This window comes from Pseudomonas lyxosi, from assembly GCF_047758685.1.
GTDB classification, from domain to species: Bacteria; Pseudomonadota; Gammaproteobacteria; order Pseudomonadales; family Pseudomonadaceae; genus Aquipseudomonas; species Aquipseudomonas lyxosi.
The window spans coordinates 2,689,310-2,711,345 of sequence record NZ_CP180481.1 but is presented as its reverse complement, the minus strand read 5'-3'; the positions used below and the strand labels follow the sequence as shown (position 1 = coordinate 2,711,345).

General features: G+C 58.9%; 15 protein-coding genes and 2 pseudogenes. 10 read left to right on the top strand and 7 right to left on the bottom strand.

Annotated features, from left to right (window positions below):
* Positions 1-93: 93 nt before the first annotated feature.
* From ACMXYI_RS12495 to ACMXYI_RS12470, 6 genes and pseudogenes are all read left to right on the top strand, one after another.
* Positions 94-2,400, top strand: coding sequence for a putative bifunctional diguanylate cyclase/phosphodiesterase (locus ACMXYI_RS12495; protein ID WP_415773431.1), 2,307 nt, complete (start codon positions 94-96; stop codon positions 2,398-2,400).
* Positions 2,397-4,271 (top strand): putative bifunctional diguanylate cyclase/phosphodiesterase, encoded by a 1,875-nt coding sequence (locus ACMXYI_RS12490; RefSeq protein WP_415773430.1) that lies wholly within the window; start codon positions 2,397-2,399, stop codon positions 4,269-4,271. Before ACMXYI_RS12495 ends, ACMXYI_RS12490 begins: the two co-directional genes overlap by 4 nt.
* 44 nt (positions 4,272-4,315) lie before the next feature.
* Positions 4,316-5,275, top strand: coding sequence for a cytochrome-c peroxidase (locus ACMXYI_RS12485; protein WP_415773429.1), 960 nt, complete (start codon positions 4,316-4,318; stop codon positions 5,273-5,275).
* Positions 5,272-7,083: a DAHL domain-containing protein gene (locus tag ACMXYI_RS12480; RefSeq protein ID WP_415773428.1), complete on the top strand. Its 1,812-nt coding sequence runs from the start codon at positions 5,272-5,274 to the stop codon at positions 7,081-7,083. Before ACMXYI_RS12485 ends, ACMXYI_RS12480 begins: the two co-directional genes overlap by 4 nt.
* Before the next feature lie 590 nt (positions 7,084-7,673).
* Positions 7,674-7,760, top strand: a pseudogene (locus ACMXYI_RS12475) (hypothetical protein); the annotation flags it as partial.
* A gap of 57 nt (positions 7,761-7,817) precedes the next feature.
* A complete protein-coding gene (locus ACMXYI_RS12470; RefSeq protein WP_415773890.1) occupies positions 7,818-8,492 on the top strand; it encodes an ATP-binding protein in 675 nt (224 codons plus the stop codon).
* Here the strand turns inward: ACMXYI_RS12470 and ACMXYI_RS12465 are convergent.
* Together ACMXYI_RS12465 and ACMXYI_RS12460 are read right to left on the bottom strand one after the other, a co-directional pair.
* Entirely contained in the window at positions 8,485-9,810 is a 1,326-nt protein-coding gene (locus ACMXYI_RS12465; RefSeq protein ID WP_149419868.1) for an APC family permease, read from the bottom strand. The genes ACMXYI_RS12470 and ACMXYI_RS12465 overlap by 8 nt on opposite strands.
* Before the next feature lie 185 nt (positions 9,811-9,995).
* Positions 9,996-10,817, bottom strand: coding sequence for a carbon-nitrogen hydrolase family protein (locus ACMXYI_RS12460; RefSeq protein ID WP_415773427.1), 822 nt, complete (start codon positions 10,815-10,817; stop codon positions 9,996-9,998).
* Between the two features lie 125 nt (positions 10,818-10,942).
* On the opposite strand from ACMXYI_RS12460, the gene ACMXYI_RS12455 reads away from it, so the two are divergent.
* Entirely contained in the window at positions 10,943-11,743 is an 801-nt protein-coding gene (locus tag ACMXYI_RS12455) for a helix-turn-helix transcriptional regulator (protein WP_415773426.1), read from the top strand.
* Between the two features lie 78 nt (positions 11,744-11,821).
* A pseudogene (locus ACMXYI_RS12450) lies at positions 11,822-12,037 on the top strand (putative quinol monooxygenase); the annotation flags it as partial.
* Positions 12,038-12,045: 8 nt separating this feature from the next.
* On the opposite strand, the gene ACMXYI_RS12445 reads toward ACMXYI_RS12450, so the two are convergent.
* The 4 genes from ACMXYI_RS12445 to ACMXYI_RS12430 form a co-directional block, all read right to left on the bottom strand.
* Entirely contained in the window at positions 12,046-12,420 is a 375-nt protein-coding gene (locus ACMXYI_RS12445; RefSeq protein ID WP_415773424.1) for a GtrA family protein, read from the bottom strand.
* A 148-nt stretch (positions 12,421-12,568) separates the two neighbouring features.
* Positions 12,569-14,077 carry a glucosyltransferase domain-containing protein gene (locus ACMXYI_RS12440; protein ID WP_415773422.1) on the bottom strand — a complete coding sequence of 503 codons (1,509 nt, stop codon included), beginning with the start codon at positions 14,075-14,077 and terminating at the stop codon, positions 12,569-12,571.
* Between the two features lies 1 nt (position 14,078).
* Positions 14,079-15,020 carry a glycosyltransferase family 2 protein gene (locus tag ACMXYI_RS12435; protein ID WP_415773421.1) on the bottom strand — a complete coding sequence of 314 codons (942 nt, stop codon included), beginning with the start codon at positions 15,018-15,020 and terminating at the stop codon, positions 14,079-14,081.
* Positions 15,017-15,391 carry a GtrA family protein gene (locus ACMXYI_RS12430; RefSeq protein WP_415773420.1) on the bottom strand — a complete coding sequence of 125 codons (375 nt, stop codon included), beginning with the start codon at positions 15,389-15,391 and terminating at the stop codon, positions 15,017-15,019. The genes ACMXYI_RS12435 and ACMXYI_RS12430 overlap by 4 nt, the downstream gene beginning before the upstream one ends.
* A 239-nt stretch (positions 15,392-15,630) precedes the next feature.
* Between ACMXYI_RS12430 and ACMXYI_RS12425 the strand changes: the two genes are divergently transcribed.
* Positions 15,631-16,755 carry an OpgC family protein gene (locus tag ACMXYI_RS12425; protein WP_415773419.1) on the top strand — a complete coding sequence of 375 codons (1,125 nt, stop codon included), beginning with the start codon at positions 15,631-15,633 and terminating at the stop codon, positions 16,753-16,755.
* Positions 16,756-16,827: 72 nt separating this feature from the next.
* Here ACMXYI_RS12425 and ACMXYI_RS12420 read toward each other — a convergent pair whose 3' ends face one another.
* Complete coding sequence (locus ACMXYI_RS12420) at positions 16,828-18,246, bottom strand: amino acid permease (protein ID WP_046054651.1); 1,419 nt, start codon at positions 18,244-18,246, stop codon at positions 16,828-16,830.
* A gap of 629 nt (positions 18,247-18,875) precedes the next feature.
* Between ACMXYI_RS12420 and ACMXYI_RS12415 the strand changes: the two genes are divergently transcribed.
* Positions 18,876-21,992: a transglycosylase domain-containing protein gene (locus tag ACMXYI_RS12415; RefSeq protein ID WP_415773418.1), complete on the top strand. Its 3,117-nt coding sequence runs from the start codon at positions 18,876-18,878 to the stop codon at positions 21,990-21,992.
* The last annotated feature ends 44 nt before the right edge of the window (positions 21,993-22,036 follow it).

Sequence of the window (22,036 nt, the reverse complement as noted above, 5' to 3'; positions counted from 1 at the left end):
ACTCGGATCCATAATCTGTACGTTCGGCCAGGTGATCAGGGAAAGGAAGCCCCCTATGAATAAACCGCATCAAACTGCTGCCGGTACTGGCGTATGTCGATAAATACGCTGCTGGCACGGACCAACCGGCGGATTCTTATCGTCGACGACACCGCCTCGATTCATGCGGACTTCGCCAAGATCCTCAGTCCGCCATCGATCGATGACGACAGCCTGATCAGCGCCGAAAACGCCCTGTTCGGCACCCCTGCGGCGATATCGCTGCAGAGTTTCGTGCTCGACTCGGCGTTTCAGGGCCTCGAAGCCCTCGACAAGGTCGAGACGGCGCTGGCCAACGACATGCCCTATGCGATGGCTTTCATCGACATGCGCATGCCGCCGGGCTGGGACGGGCTGCAAACCATCGAACGGCTGTGGCAGGTCGATCCCAAGCTGCAAGTGGCGCTCTGCACCGCTTATTCCGACTATTCCTGGGAGGACATCGACGAACGCCTGGAACTGGGCGATCGCCTGCTGATTCTGAAAAAACCCTTCGATGCCATCGAAATCCGCCAGATGGCCAGTGCATTGACGGCCAAGTGGCAAATGACCGAAGACGCAGAGCTGAAGATGTCGCTGCTCGAACAGGCGGTCGAAGAACGCACCCGAGAGCTGTCCGACGCCAACATCATCGTGCAGAACAGCCCCACCATTCTGTATCGGTTGCGCGGCGAGCCGTCGTTTCCGTTGATGTATATCTCGCACAACATCACCAAATACGGTCATGTCGCGGCGAAACTGGTCGCCTCGGCCAATTGGGCCCAGGAACTGATCCATCCCGATGATCAAACCAAGGTCGACACCGCCATGGCCCGGGTGCTGGACCGTCATGCGGCGGGCGCTTCCATCGAATTCCGGATGCGCACTGGCGACGGAGCCTGGCGCTGGGTCGAAAACCGCTACATCCCGGTGCGCGACGATGAAGGCCGTTTGCTGGAAGTCGAAGGCATCATCATCGACATCACCGAACGTAAAGTGGCCGAAGAGAAAATCGCCCTGCTGGCCCGCACCGACGGGCTGACCGGGCTGGCCAACCGTGCGACGCTGATCGAGCGGTTGCACCAGGCGTTCGCCTCTGCGCGTCGGGGGGCGGCACCGTTCGCCATGTTTTACCTGGACCTGGATCACTTCAAGCGCATCAACGACACCCTCGGCCATCCGGTGGGCGACCTGTTGCTGCAAGAGGTTGCACGCCGGATCAAAGCCTGCGTGCGCGAAAACGATGTGGTCGCCCGCCTCGGCGGTGACGAGTTCGCGATCTTGCAACTGGACGTCGGCGACCCGACCCAATCCGCGGCCCTGGCCGCCAAGATCCGCGATACGTTGGTACTGCCCTATTCCCTGGCCGGCAATGATGTGCGGGTCTCGGTGAGTATCGGCATCAGCAGCTGCACCCCCGAAAGCACCAGCGCCGACGGCCTGCTGACCCAAGCCGACATGGCGCTGTATCGCTCCAAGGAAAAGGGCCGCAACCAGTACCACTTCCACTCCGAGGAGATCAATCAGGAGGTGGTCGAACGCATGACCATCGCCAGCGACCTGAGAGCGGCCATCGAACACGAAGAACTTGAACTGCATTACTGGCCGGAAGTGGACCTGAGCAGCGGCAAAATCCTCGGCATGGAAGCTCAGGTCAGCTGGAACCACCCGGAGCGCGGTTTACTGGAAGCCCCGGCGTTCCTGCCCGCTGCGGAAAAGACCGGTACCATCGTCGCGCTCGGTCACTGGGTGCTGGATCGCGCCTGCCAGCAAATGCGCCAATGGCGCAACGAAGGCATGGCGCCGCCGGTGATTGCGATCAAGCTGTCCCTGGCCCAACTCAAGAGTGGTCCCGAACTGATCTATGACGTGCTGCGCACCACCGCGCGCTGGGAACTCTGCCCCTGGGACCTGCGCTTCGACGTCACTGAAGCGACGCTGGCCCAGACCAAATGGACCCACAACGATGTGCTGCCGCGCCTGCGTGAGCTGGGGGTGAAGATCGCCATCGACGACTTCGGCACCGAGTACTCCTCGTTCGACTACCTCAAGACCTACCAGGTCAATCACCTGAAACTGGCTCAGGCCTTCATCGACACCGCCGCCCGCGATCCGGCCAGCGCAAACACCTTGCGCGCCATCATCAACTTCGCCCGTGAAGTCGGAATCGGCATCATTGCCGAGGGCGTCGAAACCCAGGAGCAGCGCAGCTCGCTGATGGCCACCGGTTCACCGATGAACGCCCAGGGTTACTTCTTCAGCAAAGCGGTCAGCAGCCAGCAGGCCGCCGAACTGCTGAAAGCCGGCAGCATCGTGCCCCCGAACTACGACATCGGGCCGATCCGGGATAACCCGCCACGCTCCACGGAGGACAAAGGATGAAAACGCCTTTCGTGCGGACTAACCGGCGCATCTTGATCATCGACGACACGCCCTCGATTCATGAGGATTTTCGCAAGATCCTCGGCCCAGAGACCGAAGGTGAACAGACCCTGGCCGGCGCTGAAGAAGCCTTGTTCGGCACGCTGCAGGTTGATCGGCTGACGTTCCAGCTCGACTCGGCCTATCAAGGTCAGGAAGCCCTCGAACTGGTCACGCGTGCACTGGCCGAAGGTCGTCCCTATGCCATGGCCTTCACCGACATGCGTATGCCGCCGGGCTGGGACGGTCTGGAAACCATCGAACAACTGTGGAAGGCCGACCCTCACCTGCAAATCGCATTGTGCACGGCCTTTTCCGATTACAGCTGGGAAGACATGGCCGAACGGCTGGAGTTCGGCGACCAGTTACTGGTGCTGAAAAAACCTTTCGACAGCCTGGAAATCCGCCAGATGGCCAGTGCCCTGACCTGGAAATGGCAGATGGCGCAGGACGCGGCGATGAAGGTCCTGAGCCTGGAGCAAACCATCGAGGCGCGGGTCCACGAGTTGCTCAAGGTGTCGCACCTGTTGCAATACGACGTACTGACCGAGCTGCCCAACAGCACGTTGCTCGGTGACCGGCTGAACCAGTCCCTGGCCCTGTCCCGGCGCCATGACAAGCAACTGGCCGTGATGTTTCTGGGCCTCGATCGCTTCAAGCGCATCAACAATGCCCTGGGGCATCCGGCCGGGGACGAGATGCTCAAACAGGTCGGCCGTAATCTGGTGGCGACGGTGCGCGAGTCCGACTCGGTGTTCCGTTACGGTTCCGATGAGTTCGTGGTGATCCTCGCCGATGTCCGCCATCCCCAGCAGACCAAGGGCATCGCCGAAAAACTCTTGAACGCCATCCGCGCGCCCCAGCACATTGCCGGCCACGACCTGAGCGTGACCGCCAGCCTGGGCATCAGCATTTACCCGGACGACGGCTTCGATGCCATCGCGCTGATCAAGAAAGCCGAAACCGCGATGCGCAACATCAAGGAAAGCGGCCCGAACGATTTCAGTTTTTTCATCGACGAGATGAACCAGCGCGCCCGGGATCAGCAAAGCATCGAGAGCGGCATTCGCCTGGCGCTGGAACGCAACGAATTTGTCCTGCATTACCAGCCAAAACTGGACCTGGGCAGTGGCCAGGTGGTCGGGGCCGAGGCGCTGATTCGCTGGCAAAAACCGGGACACGGCCTGGTCTACCCCTCGGATTTCATCAGTGTGGCCGAAGACAGCGGTTTGATCGTGCCGTTGAGCAAATGGGTGCTGACCGAGGCGTGCCGACAAGCCTGCGCCTGGCAGGTCGCGGGGCTGCCGAAGATCTGTATGTCGGTGAACATGTCGGCCATCGATTTCCGTCAGCGCGACTTTGTCGACGGCATCGAACAGACGCTCAAACAAACAGGGCTGGAACCGGCCTTGCTGGAGCTGGAAATCACCGAAGGCGTGCTGATGCAGAACGTCGAAACCACGGTGAACGCCCTGACCCGGCTCAAGGTGATAGGCGTGCGACTTGCTATCGATGACTTCGGTACCGGTTATTCCAGCCTGAGCTACTTGCGGCGTTTTCCCATCGACGTGCTGAAAATCGACCAGTCGTTCATTCGCGGTTTAAGCAGCGATAGCAACGACGCTGCGCTGGTCAGCGCCATCATCAGCCTGGGCCGGAGCCTCAAGCTGACCATCATTGCCGAAGGGGTGGAAACCCTCGAACAACTGGATTTCCTCAAGGCCCATCAATGCGAGGAAGGCCAGGGTTTCTACTTCAGCAAAGCCGTGGAGCCGGACGCCTTCGTCCGGTATCTGGGGTCGGTGAAGCCCTCTTCATCCGCAGCCACGTGAACGATGCACAACGACACACAGGCCCCAAGCCAAGGAATCATCAGATGTCGCCTTCCTTTCACCGCCTGCTATTAGCGCCGTTGTTCGGGCTCTGCCTGAGCGCCGGTGCCGCGCCACTGGATGAACCGCTCAAACCACTGCCGGCGGTGCCCCAGCAAAATCCGCTGCGGATCGAACTCGGTCGCCAGTTGTTCAACGAGACACGTTTGTCGGTCAACAACTCACTGTCCTGCGCCAGTTGTCATCGACTGGAAAACGGCGGCGCCGACAACAAGGCGTTTTCCATCGGGTTCAACGGCGTTCCAGTGACGATCAACACCCCCAGCGTGTTCAACTCCAGCCTGAATTTCCGGCAATTCTGGAACGGCCGCGCCGACACACTGGAAACCCAAATCCACGAAGTGGTGCAGAGCCCCGCCGAAATGGGCAGCAACTGGGTACACGTGGTGGAAGTGCTGTCCGCTGACCCGGCTTATAAGACCTCGTTCAGTAACGCCTACCCCGACGGCGTGACCATGAACAATGCGCAAAATGCCCTGGCCACCTATGAACGAACGCTGATCAGTGCCAACTCGCGTTTCGACCAATACCTGATGGGCGATACCGACATTCTCAGCAAAGACGAAAAGTACGGTTACCAACGCTTCAAGGACTACGGCTGCATCGCCTGCCACCAAGGGGTGAACATCGGCGGCAACATGTACCAGAAGTTCGGGGTCATGGGCGATTACTTCCAGAAACGTGGCAACCCTACCGACTCTGACCTGGGCCGTTATCTGGTCACCAAGGATGACGAGGACCGCAATGTGTTCAAGGTGCCGAGCTTGCGTAATGTCGCCGTGACCGCGCCGTACTTTCATGACGGTTCGGCCAAAACCCTCGAAGAGGCGGTGGACGTGATGTTCAAGTTCCAGCTCGGCCGTGACCCCTCTGTCGACGACAAGACCCTGATCATCAAATTCCTCAAGACCCTGACCGGCGAATGGGGAGGAAAGCCCTTATGAATATTGCCCCTCGTCGCAACCTGATGCTGCTCGGTTTGGTGGCCGTGCTGCTGGCCTCGATGTTGCTGTTTCTATACCTCAAATCCAGTTCGAACCAGACGACGACCTACGCCGAATCCCGGGACCTGATCGGCCGGATCAAACAATTGAACGCGCAGTGGGAAACCGAGATCCTCAAGGCCAGGATCGCCATCAGTCACAACTACGATCCACTGGTCACACCACCGACCCAGATGTCGGTGCTATGGGAACGGTTCGACACCATGGAATCCAAACACGGTCGTAACCAATCACCCATCTGGCGTGCGAGCCATGAGGCCTACCTCGCCGCCATCCAGGAAAAGACCCGTCTGGTGGAACAGTTCAAGTCTCACAATGCGGTGCTGCGCAACTCGCTGGCATTTCTGCCGACCGCAGAAGACGACATTCAAGGGCAACTGACCCAGGTGGTGGATGGCGACAAACTGCAACTGCAGAACATCGCCACCGACACCTATGACTTGCTGCTCAGCAGCCTGGAGTTCGCCCAGGTCACCTCCGACGACAAGGCCGCCGACATCCTGCTCGGGCTGAACAAACTGGGGGTCAACAAACTGCGATTGCCGGAGCAGTTCCACAGCCCGATCGATATTCTGAGCAACCACATCGCGCTGATCCTGCGCGAACAACCCGTGGTCAATCGGTTACTGGAAAACATCGAAGATGTTCCCGTGGCCCAACGCCTGGACGACATTACCAACCTGCTGAACACGGACCAGCAGCAGACCGATGCGGTCGACCAGCGCTATCACTTCTACATGCTGTTGTTTTCGGTGCTGCTGGTGTTGCTGCTGGTGTACCTGGCGATTCACCTGATGCGCAGTTTCACGGTGATCAATCGCGTCAACAAAGCCCTGCAAACCGCCAATGAGGACCTGGAACTGCGGGTTGAAGAGCGCACCCGCGAACTCAAGGATACCCAGAGCGAACTGCTCGACACCGCGCGTCAGGCCGGCATGGCCGAGATCGCCACCAATGTGCTGCACAACGTCGGCAACGTGCTCAACAGCGTGAACATTTCAGCCGACCTGGTGACCCGCAAACTGCGCGCCAGCAAAGCCCAAGGCCTGGGCAAGGCCATGCAGCTGATCAACGAACACCCAGGCGACCTCGGCACCTTTCTGACCGAGGACGCAAAAGGCAAGTTGCTACCGGGTTACCTGAATCAACTGGTGGACGCGATAGCCCTTGAACAACAAGGCATGACCGACGAACTGGCCCAGTTGACCAAAAGCGTGGACCACATCAAGGACATCGTCGCCACCCAGCAGTCCTACGCGGGCGCCAACAGCCTGATGGAACCGCTGCACATCAGCGAATTGCTGGAAGACGCCCTGCGCATGAACTCCGGCGCCCTGACCCGACACCACGTCACGGTGGTCAAGGAGTACAGCGACGTGCCGCAAGTCATGGGTGATAAACACCGGTTGTTGCTGATCCTGATCAACCTGATCAGCAACGCCAAATACGCCATGTCCGACCTCAGCAATCGCCCGCGACAAATGACCCTGGGGGTCAAAATCGTCGAAGACAAGACCCTGCAAGTCAGCGTCAAGGACGACGGCGAAGGCATCGCCGAGGAAAACATGACGCGCATCTTTGCCCACGGGTTTACTACCCGCAAGGAAGGCCATGGCTTCGGCCTGCACAGCTGCGCCCTGGCCGCCATCGAAATGAATGGCCACCTCACCGCCCATAGCGACGGACCGGGCAAAGGGGCGATGTTCACGTTGCAGATCCCGCTGAAAACCGTACCGGAGGAAGCATGAGCGAGCTTTCGAACCGACGCATTCTGCTGATCGATGACACCCCGTCCATTCACGTGGACTTCCGCAAGATTCTCACGCCCATGCCGGAGGAGACCGTCGAACTGGACGAGATGGAGGCCGCGCTGTTTGGCAGCGAAGTGAAATCGACCAGCGCACTGTTCGAGCTGGACTCGGCCTATGGCGGCCAGGAAGGCCTGGGCAAACTGAACGAAGCCTTGCAGGAAAACCGCCCCTACGCCCTGGCCTTCGTCGACATGCGCATGCCCGAAGGCTGGGACGGTGCGCAGACCATCGAACATTTGTGGCAGGCCGACCCGAGCCTGCAAGTGGTGGTGTGCACCGCCTATTCCGACTATTCCTGGGATGAACTGCTCGATCGATTGCAGGCCCATGACCGGCTGCTGATCCTGAAAAAGCCGTTCGACAATATCGAAGTCCAGCAGATGGCCAACACCCTGCTGACCAAATGGGACATGACCAAACGGGCCAGCGTGCAGATGGACCATTTAGGGCAAATGGTCGAACACCGAACCCGGCAGCTCACAGAGACCAGCGTTGAACTGCAGCGGGAAATCGATGAGCGCAAACAGCTTGAATCCCAACTGGTGCAATCGGAAAAACTCGCCTCATTGGGGCAACTCGCGGCCGGCGTCGCTCATGAAATCAACAACCCCATCGGCTTCATTTCCTCCAACCTCGGCACCCTGGATGGCTACTTCAAACAGCTGCAGGAAATGCTCGACGCCTATCGGGATGCGGAAGAGGCGATCGGCTCCAGCGAGCTCGTCGAGCGTTTGCACCTACTGCGCGAACGGGTCGAGCTGGAATTCCTGCGCGAGGACATTCCGCTGCTGATCAAGGAATCCAAGGACGGCATCAACCGGGTCGGGCAGATCGTCAAGGACCTGAAGGACTTCTCCCGGGTGGACTCCAATCAGGAATGGCAGTGGGCCAATCTGCAACAGGGCATCGAATCGACCTTGAACATTGTCGCCAACGAACTCAAGTACAAGGCCGATGTGCTCAAGGAATATCAGGACCTGCCCGACATCGAATGCCTGCCTTCGCAAATCAATCAGGTGATCATGAACCTGATCGTCAACGCCTCTCAGGCCATCGGCCTGGAGCGTGGCACCATCACCTTGCGCACCGGGCTTGAAGCGGAAACGGTATGGATCGAGGTCGCAGACACCGGCGCCGGCATTGCGCCGGACTGCCTGCAAAAAATCTTCGACCCGTTCTTCACCACCAAACCGGTGGGCCAGGGGACAGGGCTGGGGTTGTCCCTGTCCTATGGCATCGTGAAAAAACATCGGGGGGATATTACGGTGCGCAGTGAAGTTGGCGTGGGGACCACGTTTCGGGTCCAGTTGCCGATTCACCAATCCAAACCGTTCCCGCCTACGTAGCTTCCTGGAAATCCATCTCCGGTGGCTGGCGACGGAAGCCGCCGGTCAACACCGCCAGGTACACCACGCCAATCGCCAGCCAGCTCAGGCCCAGATAGATCGCCAGGTGATCGAGGCTGACCATCAGCCACAAATCCGCCGCCAGACCGATAAACGGGAACAGCAGGAACAATACGAATTCACGCAGCCCTTTGTGCTCACCGCCAATCCAGTAGTGAAAGATCACCGACAGGTTCACCAGGCTGAACGCCAGGAACGCGCCGAAGTTGATGAACGAGGTTGAGGTGGTGACATCCAGTTTCAGTGCCAGCAAAGCGACCACGGCGCACAACAGGATGCTGTTGACCGGCGTGCCAAAGCGTTCATGCAAAGTGCCGAAGAACGATTTTGGCAGCACACCGTCACGGCCCATGGCGAACAACAGCCGCGAGCCGCTGGCCTGAGCCGACAGGCCCGACGCAAACTGGCCGACGATCAGGCCGATCAGGAAGATCGACACGAACAGGTCACCACCGATGTTGCGGGCAATTTCATAGGCCGCCGAGTCGACGCTGTCGAACTGAAACGACGGATGCGCGATCTGCACGAAGTACGACACACCGACGAAGATCAACCCGCCGATCAGGGTGATCAGCATGATCGCTCGGGGGATGGTGCGGCGCGGGTCGCGGGTTTCTTCGGTCAGGGTGCTGACCGCGTCAAACCCGAGGAATGAATAACAGGCGATGGCTGCACCGCTCATGATCAGCGGCATCTGCATGTCACCGTTGAAGAACGGTTTGACTGACCACAGCGGCGTACTCGCATCGCCACCGACGTAATGGACACACAGCGCAACGAAGGCGATCAGCACCAGGAACTGCACCAGCATCAGTAACGCGTTGATGCCGTTGGCCAGTTTCAGACCGACGATGTTGATCGCACTGGTAATGCCGATGAACGCCAGCACCCAGATCCACTGCGGCACGGCCGGGAATGCGGAGTTGAGGTAGGCCGCGCCGATCAGCCAGATCGCCATCGGCAGGAACAGGTAGTCGAGCAGCACCGCCCAACCGGCGATGAAACCGAGTTTCGGGCTGATCGCCTTGCGGACATAGCTATAGGCCGAGCCAGCGACGGGAAACGCCGAGGCCATTCGGCCGTAACTCATGGCGGTGAAAAACATCGCCACCAGCGCCGCCAGGTAAGCGGCCGGGACCATGCCGGCGGTGGATTGAGCGAGGATGCCAAAGGTGCCGAGCACGATGATCGGCGTCATGTAGGCGATGCCGAACAGCACCACCGAACCCAATGACAGGGTGCGTTGCAAACGAGCCATGAGCGACTACTCCGAATTTATTAGATTTATGGCAGAGCCGAGTTCGGCGCAAGGTACGGGCGTTGCGTGATCGTTCCCACGCTCTGCGTGGGAATGCCTCAATGGACGCTCTGCGTCCGCTCTTGGGACGCGGAGCGTCCCGGGCTGCATTCCCACGCAGAGCATGGGAACGATCGGGTTTACGGTTAACGTGCAGGAATCAACAGCTCCCGCAATCCACAAGCATGCTCAACAATCTCCCCCGGCAACCGCAGCCGCTGATCATCCAGATACCGATAATCCTGCCGCGCCGCCGTCAGCTGATTCAGGTCCAACTCCACCGCAAACTGTCCTTCCTCACGCCCGGCCTCGAACAACAAAGTCCCCAGCGGATCCACCAGCGCACTGCCGCCCGCAAACACCAACCCGCCATCGCCCTCTTCCACCCGGTTGACCATCAGCGCAAACGCCTGGTTTTCCTGGGCGCGGGCCATGATCGCGGTGCGGTGAGTCGGGCCGTACGGGTCCATGTTGCCGTTGGTGACGATCAACAGTTCGGCACCCAATTGCGCCAGGGCCCGGGCGGTTTCCGGGAATTCGATGTCGTAGCAAATCAGCAGGCCGACCCGCACACCGTTCCACTCACACGTGGCGTAACGGTCGCCAGCCTCGAACACCCCGCGATCCGACGCCCACAGGTGCGTCTTGCGATATTTCAGCGCGATACCTTCGGGGGTGATCAGCAACGTGGTGTTGTAGAAGCGGCCGTTGTCGTTCTCGGCCATCCCGATCACCACGGCGATCTTGCGTTCTCGGGCCGCAGCCAACACCGCGCTGACGGTCGGGCCGTCCAGCGGTTCGGCGGTTTCGGCCAGCGCCTCAAGCGACGGAAAGCCCATCAGGTGGGTTTCGGGAAACACGATCAGCTGCGTATCGGCAGCACAGGCAGCCATCGCCTTCAGAGCGCGTTCGAGGTTGTAAGCCGTGTCGTTGTCACGGCCCGCCAACTGGGCGAGTTCGACTTTCATGGGTATTCCTTGTTCTTAACCAGGCTGGCAGAAAGATTGCCCGGTCGGTGTCTGTGCGCCAGTATGCGCAGCAAGCCACCGGCCGGGGAATCACGCCGCTGGGGTAACCCGATAGGGGTAGAGGCATGACACTTTCGTTAGACGACATCGCGTGGCACCGCTCGGTCGGGCAACTGATCGACGCCCTCGACAAGCCCAATTTCTGGACGCAGCTGGTGCGTTTGCTGGATCAGTACGTGACCTTCGACAGCTGGGTGGCGCTGCTTTTCAGCGCCGACCAGCACCCGCAAGTGTTCGCCGAATGCCCGGGCGCGGACGGCAGTCCCGATCAGTTGTTCCAGGACTATCTGCGCGGTTTGTACCTGCTCGATCCGTTCTACATCGCCTGTCGCGAGCAGTCGCGCACCGGGCTTTATCGCCTGTCGGAAGTGGCGCCGGAGCATTTCGAGCTGACCGAGTATTACCAGCGCTACTTTCGTCTGAATGTGGTGGCCGATGAAATCCAGTTCAATTGCCAGCTCGAAGGCGACCGCACGCTGTGCCTGTCACTGGGCAGCAAGCAACGTTTCAGCGGCCAGGAGATTGCCTTGCTGTCGCTGATCCAGCCCTGGGTGCTCGGCCTGTTGCGCCAGCGCCTGCCCTACGAAATCAACGAAGTCGTGGCCCTCGCGCCCGCACCGCCGCAAGCCGACTGGCGCGTGCAGCTGGAGGCGTCGGTGCAGCAACTCAAAGGCGCGCAATTGACCGCCCGGGAGCTGGACGTCGGGCGCTTGATGCTCAGCGGTTGCTCCAGTAAAGAAATCGCCCGCAAGCTGGAAATCTCTGTCGAAACCGTGAAAGTCCATAAGAAACACATGTACAGCAAACTGGGGATCAAATCCCAGTCAGAGCTGTTTTCGATTTTTCTCCAGGCACAGAACGCCTGATTGCATGAAAAGATCGCAGCCTGCGGCCAGCTCCTACAGAATTGTGCACGATCGGGCTTTTGTAGGAGCTGCCGAAGGCTGCGATCTTTTAAAAACCAAGTCCGAACCCAAGGAAACCGCCCGTGGTACGCCGAACTGGTCGAGAAGACTCGACTGGAACCTGAGTGCATCGCCTACGACCTGTTCATCGATCAAAAAGACCCCGGGTACTTTATCTTCGTCGAACAATGGCCGAATCAGGCGACGCTGGATGCTCATTGCCAGTCTGAGCATTTTCGGCGGTTGGTACCGCAGAGAAGCCCTCAGGACTCACATTCACGAAACACCACAAACCTGAAAAAGAAGAACTCGCCAATCAGGTTCAACAACCAAAACGATGTCACTGTCACCAAACCCTGTACCTGCCACAGATCGGCAATACGTCCGACGCCGTAGCTCACGACGCCCATGACAGTGCTGAACAACAGATAGCCAAGCACCGTCGCCTTGCTTTCGAAGGTGTAAAGCGCATGCAAATAGACGGAAAAGCTGGCCGCGACGCAAAACGCTGCCAGGTTGCTGGCGGCCTGACGGAGATCGGCGGCGACGGTGAGTACGAAAAAAATCTGCCAAAGGATGAGTGCATTGACCACGCCAATGACCATGTAGCTAGAGAATCCTTTCCATAACACTTTCATTCCGGCACCTGCCAATATCCCTGTTTGACGTGCCTTTCAAACTAAGTGACAACCCTGTAACGGTCTACTGGCAGAAATAACAGGTAGGTGAGGGTTCCAGACCAACGGTCACTCTAACGATATCGTCGCGAACCGTGTCCCTCGCATTTCACCAGTGAAGCGCCTTAATCGGGGCCGGTTCTTTCATGACAATAAAACCGTAATCGCCGAGCAGATAAATCCGGTAGTACTGGCTCTCCAGCACCGGTGGATAACCCTGATAACCCACCCGGGTCGCGTTACGTCGCTCCCTCTCCGCCACCACGTTGGTGATGCCCACTTTCGGCAGGTTCTCGGCCAGCATGAAAAAGTCGATGTTCAGCAGATAGTGCAACACCGGCATCTGCTTGAACGAGCCCGCCGCCCCCAGCAGCCAGTGATCGGAATAGGTCACTGACATGTAAATGCGCTTGGCCTCCAGCAGCTGTCGATTCGACGCGATGTCGTGTTCAAGACTCAATAGTGCGCTGGACGCGAAGGCTTTCTGCACGGTCAGCACCCGCCCATAGGCATACGAAATCGAAAGCATCGCCAACAATGGAACCACCAACAACAGCGGCAGCCGCTCATGGATTCGTGTCAGCACCAGATGACTCAAATAGAACAACAGCACCAACAGGACCGCGAAGCCCATCAGGGTCCTGGCGCCTTCATTGAAGTCCCTGAAAAACAGCGCCATACCCGACACCAGTAAGGTCACTACCGGTAATGCCAACACACAGATCAGGCCGATCAGCATTTTGTTCGCTGTGCTGTCCTGACGCGCCGCGACGTTGAGCCCCAGGCGAACCGCGCCGGCAATGGCACACAGCAACAACCCGGCGAACACCCAGGCAAATCCGCCGTGAAACAGCAGCACGACTTTTTCCAGCACTCTGGCGATGTTGACGTGCAATTGCAGCAACGGCTCCGCGGTCCAGTTCAGCAGCAGGGTGCGATTCTGTTGCGTGAACGGATAAGCACTGACGGCGTAAATCAGGCAGCCCAGGAAGGCCTGAGCGATTTTCCAGCCGATCAACTCGCACCACTTCGACCAAGCCAGTTTGTCATTGGCGCTCCTGAGCACCTCCAGACAACACAACCCGAGAAACACATTGAAGGTCACCTGATACAGCCCTATCGCCAAGGCAATCAGAAAGGAAGGCACCAGCCACTGCAGAATGCGCGAAGGGTGATGAAACGTGATGGCGTAAATGACCGCCACCAGGCTCAACGCCATGGCGGGGCCGTCGTATTGATAGGACAGGTTTTGCAGAAAGAAGGGGTTGTACCAGAGCGGCAACAGCACCAGGCAGCAAGCAATCGTCGGTTGCGGGTAGTAATGAAACGTCAAGCTCGTCAACGCCGCCGCAATGACCAGCGTGGCGATCAACAACGGTAACGGAAAGATGTTCGGCGCAGCATTGCTGAAGGTGAGCAGGTTGTAGAACACCTCGGTGAATAACCGCCCCTGCCCCGCCCAGGCCGTACCGGCCGACAGGGATCGCCAGTTGTCATCGATATACGGATAGTCCGCGAGAATCAGCGGCACCACATACATAAAGGTCGCCAACAGAAAAAACAGCCAGACCTGCCGGCGCCCGAGTTCCTTGCTGAAAAAATCGCTGAACCTGCCCATGCTAAAACCCGAGCCGGTCTTTGCCGCCGACGACGTCTTTGACGATATAGCGCGGTCGATGTTTGGCTTCGATATAGATGCGGCCGACGTACTCACCGAGGATGCCGATGCCGATCAGTTGTACGCCGCCGAGAAACAGGATCGCCGTCATCAACGAAGGGTACCCGGGGACGCTGTTGCCGAAGAAAATCTTGTCCAGCACCATGTACACCGCGTAGAGCACCGCGAAGATCGAAATACCGCCACCAACGTAAGTCCATAAGCGCAACGGCACCGTACTGAACGAGGTCACGCCTTCCAGCGCCAGGTTCCAGAGCTTCCAGCCATTGAACTTGCTGGTGCCCGCCACTCGCTCGGCTCGTTCGTATTCCACTACCACGGTGGTGAACCCGGCCCATGACAGCACGCCCTTCATGAACAACTGATGCTCGGGAAGTGCGCGAATCACGTTGACCACCTTGCGATCCATCAGTCGAAAGTCCCCGACATTTTCTTCGATGCGGGTGTAAGCGATCCGGTTCAGCACACGGTAGAAGAGCGACGCGCTGTGGCGTTTCAGGTAACTTTCGGCGGTGCGATCCCGGCGTTTGGCGAGCACCACATCCGCGCCTTTTTGCCATTCGCCAATCAACCGCGGGATGACGTTGATCGGGTCCTGCAAATCGACATCCATGGGAATCACCGCATCCCCGGTGGCATATTCCAGGCCGGCGAACAACGCCGGTTCCTTGCCGAAATTGCGCGAGAAATTGATCAGCAATACCTGTTCGTCGACCTGCGCCAAGGCCTTGACCTCTTCAGCCGTCCGGTCGGAACTGCCATCGTTGATGAACACGATTTCGACCTCTGCCTGGTCAAGCCTCAACTCGCGACGCACGGCCTGATAAAACAGGCTGATCGCCTGTTCTTCATTGAATACCGGAACGATCAACGAGACTTTCATGCGTTACGCTCGCGAAAGACCACGTACTTTGAAAACAGAAAGCCAAGCACCAGGCTCAATGCCGAAAACAGGGAGACGGTCAGCAGGCCGTGAAACCTCCACACGTCGCCTGCATGGCCGACGCCCAGACTCAGCGCCCCCATGGTTCCCAAGAATAGAAGATAACCGCCGACCGACGCCTTGGCATCGAAGGTATACAGCGCGTTCATGTAGAAGGAAAACGAGGCGGCAACGCAGAAGGCAGCCAGGTTACTGACAGCCTGACTGAAGCCGGCCCCCACGCTCAGCAGGAAAAAGATTTGCCAGTGGATCAGCGTGTTGGCGACCCCGACCACCGTGTAGCTGGAAAATCCTTTCCACAAAAGTTTCATGGTGACCCTCCTGTCTCACGTCATAAAACTTTGAACCTGTCTACTGTCAGAAATCACAGGTCGGACAGCCTTTCAGACCAGCGGTTAAGGCTTTCCTCACGCCAGGAGACATCCCGTAATACCCCGGTTTTGCAATTACCTGCGAATCACGCCACCCTGCGCGCCGCCGATGTGCGGAGCACAACCTTTGGCGCCGTCGGCTACTCCTTATCTCAACACCCGTTCACGAGCCCGCCGTCATGACGTTTGAGCGCGATCACCGAATCGACTTTTTTCGCGGCCTGGCACTGATCTTCATATTTTGGGATCACGTGCCTCACAACCCCCTTGGCCAAATCACCCTGCGCAATGTCGGTTTCAGCGATGCCGCAGAAATATTCGTGTTTCTCGCCGGCTACGCGGCCGTTCTGGCCTACGGCAAAATCCTTGCGCGCGATGGCTACCTGATCGCCTGCGTGAAGATTCTGCGGCGCGCCTGGGTGCTCTACGTGGTCCATATTTTCCTGCTGGCCATGCTGATGGGCATCGTGTTCTTCGCCAACAGTCATGTGGAAACCCGCGATCTGGTGGAGGAAATGGGCCTGCATCACTTCATCACCAACCCCCAGCAAGCGTTGACGGATGAGTTACTGCTGCGCTTCAAGCCGAACCTGATGGACCCGCTGCCGCTGTACATCGTGCTGCTGGCGGGATTGCCGCTGGTTTTGCCGTTGCTGATGCGCAAGCCGTGGGCGGTCGTAGCGGTGTCATTGGCGGTGTACTTGCTGGCACCGCGGTTTGGCTGGAACCTTGCGGCCATCAAGGACGGTGTGTGGTACTTCAACCCCGTCACCTGGCAACTGCTGTTTGTCCTCGGCGGCTTTATGGCGATTCACGGGCAACGGCCACGGTTGCCCGACACTCGCCCGCTGTTGCGCCAGCCCTTGTTTGTCAGCGCGGCAGTGTACGTGGTGGTGACTGGCGTGATTACTGTCTCCTGGCGCTGGCCGGAAATACACGATGCCGTGATGCCAGCCAGCCTGAGCAACCTGCTGTACCCGATCAGCAAGACCGATCTGTCGCCGGTCCGTCTGCTGCACTTCCTGGCGCTGGCTTATGTCACCGCCAGGCTGTTGCCCGGCAACGGCTGGACGCAAAACTGGATGGCGCAGCAATGCTGCCGCATGGGGCGCTACTCACTGGAAGTTTTCTGCCTCGGCGTGCTGTTGGCGCCCTTGGCGGACATGCTCAACGCCCTGACCGACGATGCGTTTGCCATGCAGGTTTTCACAGCGTTGGTGGGTGCCGGGGTGATGGCGTTGCTGGGGGCGTGGCTGGATTTCAACAAGCGGTTGAATCGCCCGATTTTGGTTCCGACAGCTTAAGATCTTTTGATCCTCTGAAATGCAAAAGCCCCGGCCAATGGACCGGGGCTTTTTCATTTCAGGCGTTACGTCTTACGAAGCCGAACGCACCGCACCTTGCGACACATTGGTCGGTTGCAGCTTGAACACGTAGAACAACACCGTCAGCAGGACCAGGAATGCCGGGCCCACATAGAGCGCCACGCGGGTGTCCGGGAAGTACGCCATCAGGCCGACCACCAGCACCAAAAACGCCAGCGCCAGGTACGAGCTGACCGGGTACAACCACATCTTGTATTTCAGGCCGGCACGTTCGCTGGCGCTCAGGCCTTGGCGGAACTTGAGCTGGGCCAGCAGGATCATCACCCAGGTCCAGATCGCGCCGAAGGTGGCAATCGCCGTGACCCAGACGAAGACTTTTTCAGGCACCAGGTAGTTGAGCAGCACGCCCAGCAACAAGGCACCGATCGACAGCAGCAAGGCGCGACGCGGCACGCCGTTGTTCGAGGTCTTGGCGAAGCCGGCCGGGGCCTGACCGTTCTGCGCCAGGCTGTAAAGCATGCGCCCGGTGCTGAAGATGCCGCCGTTGCAGGACGACAGTGCCGCGGTGATCACCACGAAGTTGATGATGCCGGCGGCGGTCTTGATGCCCAGACGCTCGAAGGTCATCACGAACGGGCTGCCCTGAGTGCCGATTTCGTTCCACGGGTAGATCGACAGGATCACGAACAGCGCACCGACGTAGAACAACAGAATCCGCCAGAACACCGAGCCGATCGCATTGGGAATGGTCTTCTGCGGGTTCTTCGCTTCACCGGCGGTCAGGCCGATCATCTCGACACCGAGGTAGGCGAACATCACCATTTGCAGGGACATCAACACGCCTTGCACGCCGTTGGGCATGAAGCCGCCGTGCGCCCAGAGATTGGAAATCCCCAGCGCCACGCCGTCGTTGCCGAAGCCGAAAGCGATCACGCCGATACCGCCGACTACCATCGCAATGATGGTGACGATCTTGATCAGGGCGAACCAGAACTCGAACTCACCGAAGGCTTTCACCGCGATCAGGTTGATCGAGCCCATGCTGATCAACGCGGCGAGTGCCCAGATCCAGCGCGGCACATCGGGGAACCAGACGCCCATGTACACCGCCACCGCAGTGATTTCCGCAACGCAGGTCACGAGCCACAGGAACCAGTAGTTCCAGCCGGTCAGGAAGCCCGCCAATGGGCCGAGGTAGTCTTGAGCATACCGACTGAAGGAACCGGCAACCGGGTTGTGCACCGCCATCTCGCCGAGGGCGCGCATGATCACCAGGATCGCCAGACCGCCGATGATGTAAGAAAGCATGATTGCCGGGCCAGCCATCTCGATGGCCTTGGCCGAACCGAGGAACAGACCGACGCCGATACAGGCACCGAGCGCCATCAAGCGAATATGCCGTTCGCCGAGTTCGCGTTTGAGCGGGCCGCCTTGAGCGGTCTCGCCATTGGGCAGGTGATTGCCTGGCATAGGGGTACAACCTCGTCTTGTTATTGGATTGACCACCGAGTGTCGAAGCGCTGACCGGTAAGCCAATGCTTTCTGAAACCGGGCCTGCTTCGTGGGCAAACCCGTCTTGCAGGACAAAACCTGCAAGATCAGCGGGGCGTGCAGTATAAAAAGCTTCCGACAGGGTTTTTCACTCTATAAACCACAACATTCAGCGAGAACTCTCGGGAAAAGTCGGGTTTACGGAGGGGCATTACCTGCCTTACGTAGGATTTTTCGCCAATGAAACGGCGCGGAGTATTGCACGGTAATGGTGCGTCGTCATGTCCCCAACTTAGGTGACATTTACGCTCCGATGGCTCTAATCCAAGTATCTCGGGCATATACACTGCCGCCCCCTGTAGCAGCTGCCGAAGGCTGCGTTCGACTGCGCAGCAGACGTAAATCAGACACCGCGGTAGGACAGACAGATCAAGGTCACAGGATTAGCGGCTGCTAAGTAGCCGAACGCAGCCTTCGGCAGCTGCTACAGGACCTATTTGGATCCGTAAAAAACCGGGAAAACCCTGTTCACAATTTTTTCACCAAGGCCAACCACCGTCTAAGCTTCAGACAAGTCCTCTCAATCTGCGTGAATGGATCAGTCGACTATGGGCGTTTTGTGGCAAACCGATCCGAGAAAAAATGTGGTTCCGACTGAATGTGTGGATGAAGCGCCTTTACCTGAAAAAACCCCTCGCAGTCGTACGAAGCACGGGTGGGGGGCGTTCTGGTTGTTGTTGCTGATAATTCTGATTGTCCTGGGGCTGGCCGCGGCCAAGGAAATGCGCACGTCGAAGTTTCAATCCCGTGAACTCAGCCAATTCGCCGCCACCCTGAGCTACGAGCTGAAACCCGGTCCCAGCGATGCCATTCACTATCCCGGCGCCGGTCCTTTCGACCTGCGTCTGGGCTACAGCTCCCTCGATGAATTCCTGCCGCGTCTGATCAAGCGTGACTACGTCGTGGCGTCACAGACCCGGTTTTCCCAAAAGTTGATGGACTACACCGACCATGGCTTTTTCGTGCCCTACGCGGAGAAAATCCAGGCTGGATTGTCGATCACCGATTGCCGTGCGGCACCGCTTTACCAGTACAAATACCCACAACAACTGTATTCAAGCTTTGCGGCGATCCCCCCCGTGGTGGTCAACAGTTTGCTGTTCATCGAAAACCGCTTTCTGCTCGATCCCCGTCAGCCCCGGGCCAACCCCGCGGTAGATTGGCCTCGGTTCGGCATGGCAGCGTGGTCCCAGGTCGCCAAATTAATGCACCTGCCGGGCCAGTCGGCGGGCGGCAGCACCCTGGCAACGCAGCTTGAAAAGTACCGGCATTCGCCCGATGGCCTGACCGTGTCGGGGGCGGAAAAAATCCGCCAGATGATTTCCGCCAGCGTGCGCGCCTATCAGGCCGGACCGGAGACCCTCGAAGCCCGGCAGAACGTGATTCGCGATTACCTCAACAGCGTGCCCCTGTCGGCAGTACCGGGCCACGGTGAAGTGCATGGCATGGCCGAAGGTTTGCGCGTCTGGTACGGCGCCGATTTCAACCAGGCCAACGAGCGGTTGGTCAGCAAGGAGACAGATCCGAAAAGCATGTCGGAAAAAGGTCTGGCCCTGCGTGAGATGCTGTCTTTGATGATTGCCCAGCGCCGCCCTTCCCACTACCTGACCAAGGGCCACGATGAACTGGCCGACCTCACCGACAGCCACATTCGCCTGCTGGCACTCAATAGCGTGATCGATGCGCCACTCGCAGCAGCGGCATTGGCCAGCAAAGTGACCTATCGCGACTGGCAGACACAGCCAACCATCCAGCCAATCGAAACCAACAAGGGCATCAGCGTGGCGCGCAGTCGTCTGGGCGGGTTGCTCAACCGTCCGCTGTACGACCTCGATCGCCTTGATCTTTCCGCCACCAGCACCCTGCAAGGCGAGTTGCAAACCCAGGCTACCGAGTACCTGAAGCATCTGGCCGACCCTGCGTTTGCGGCGCAGATCGGCTTGATGGGCGAACGCCTGCTGACCCCCACCAGCACTACGCAAGTGCGCTACAGCTTCACGCTGTTCGAACTGACCCCGGACGGCTCGCGGGTGCGGGTGCAGACCGACAGTACCGACCAGCCGTTCGATATCAATGAAGGCAGCAAGCTGGAACTGGGCTCCACCGCCAAGATGCGTGTGCTGACCACCTATTTGCAGATCATCGCCGAGCTGCACGATAAGTACGCAACGATGACCGTCCCGGAACTGAAGAAGGTCGACGTCCCTGATCAGGACCGCCTGAGTCGCTGGGCCGTCGATTACCTGATCCAGAACAAAGACCGCAACTTGCCAGCCATGCTCGGCGCGGCGCTGGATCGCAAATACTCGGCCAGCCCCGGCGAAGCTTTTTTCACCGGTGGCGGGCTGCACACATTCGTTAACTTTCGCAAAGAGGACAACGGCCGCCTCCCTACCCTGCGTGATGCCCTGCGTGAGTCGATCAACCTGCCGTTCATTCGGCTGATGCGTGACCTGGTGCGCTACACCACGTATTCCGGCCCCAACAGCAGCGCCGAACTGCTCAAGGACGACCGCGACCCTCGGCGTCAGGAATACCTGGCTTCTTTTGCCGACCGCGAAGGCACGTCGTTCCTGCTGAAGTTCTGGAAGAAGTACAAGAACAAGGACACCCAGGCGCGGCTCGAGACCTTCCTCGACAGCATGCACCCGACCCCGATCCGCATGGCCGCGGTGCATCGTTATCTGTTGCCACAGGCCAGTCAGCAAAGCTTCAACATGTTCGTGCGCTCGCACCTCACAGGCGCCAAGCTCACCGAGAAACTGACCGACGAACGCCTCCAACGGCTCTACGAAAGCTACGGCCCTGGCGCCTATGACCTACCGGACCAGGGCTTCATCGCCAAGGTTCACCCGCTGGATCTATGGTTGATCGGCTACTTGTTGAACAACCCCGACGCCAAGTTCAGCCAGATCGTCAAAGCCAGCCAGTTCGAACGCCAGGAAGTCTACAGTTGGCTGTTCAAAAGCCGTCACAAGGGTGCCCGCGACAGCCGCATTCGCACCATTCTGGAGATCGAGGCGTTCCTCGACATTCACCAGCGCTGGCAGAAAGTCGGCTATCCGTTCGATCACCTGGTGCCGTCGCTGGCCACCGCCATCGGCAGTTCCGGCGATCGTCCGGCAGCATTGGCGGAGCTGATCGGCACCATCCTCAACGACGGCGTACGCATGCCGACACTGCGCATCGACAGCCTGCACTTCGCAGCGAACACGCCGTATGAAACCAAGCTGATTAATGACCCGGATGCCGGCAAGCGAGTCATGCCCTCCGAGGTCGCCACGGCCATGCGCGAAGCCTTGTCGCAAGTGGTCGATGCCGGTACGGCCAAACGTGTTTCTGGCAGTTTCATCACGCCTGATGGCAAACCGTTGGCCATGGGCGGCAAAACCGGTACGGGCGATAACCGCATCGAAGCCTTCGGTTCGGGTGGGCGAATTCTGAGTTCGAAATCCATTAACCGCACCGCGACCTTCGTGTTCTACATTGGCGATCGTCACTTCGGCACGATGACTGCGTTCGTGCCCGGGCAATCGGCCGAAACGTTCAAGTTCACTTCGGCCTTGCCAGTGCAAGTGCTCAAGGGGATGGCGCCGATTCTGACGCCGTATCTGCAACCGGGAGGTAACACGCAGTGTCTGCCAGTCGAGGTGGCGCGGCGCTGAGGAGCCCGCACAATCAGGGGAGGTGGTAATTAATTATTTTCGGC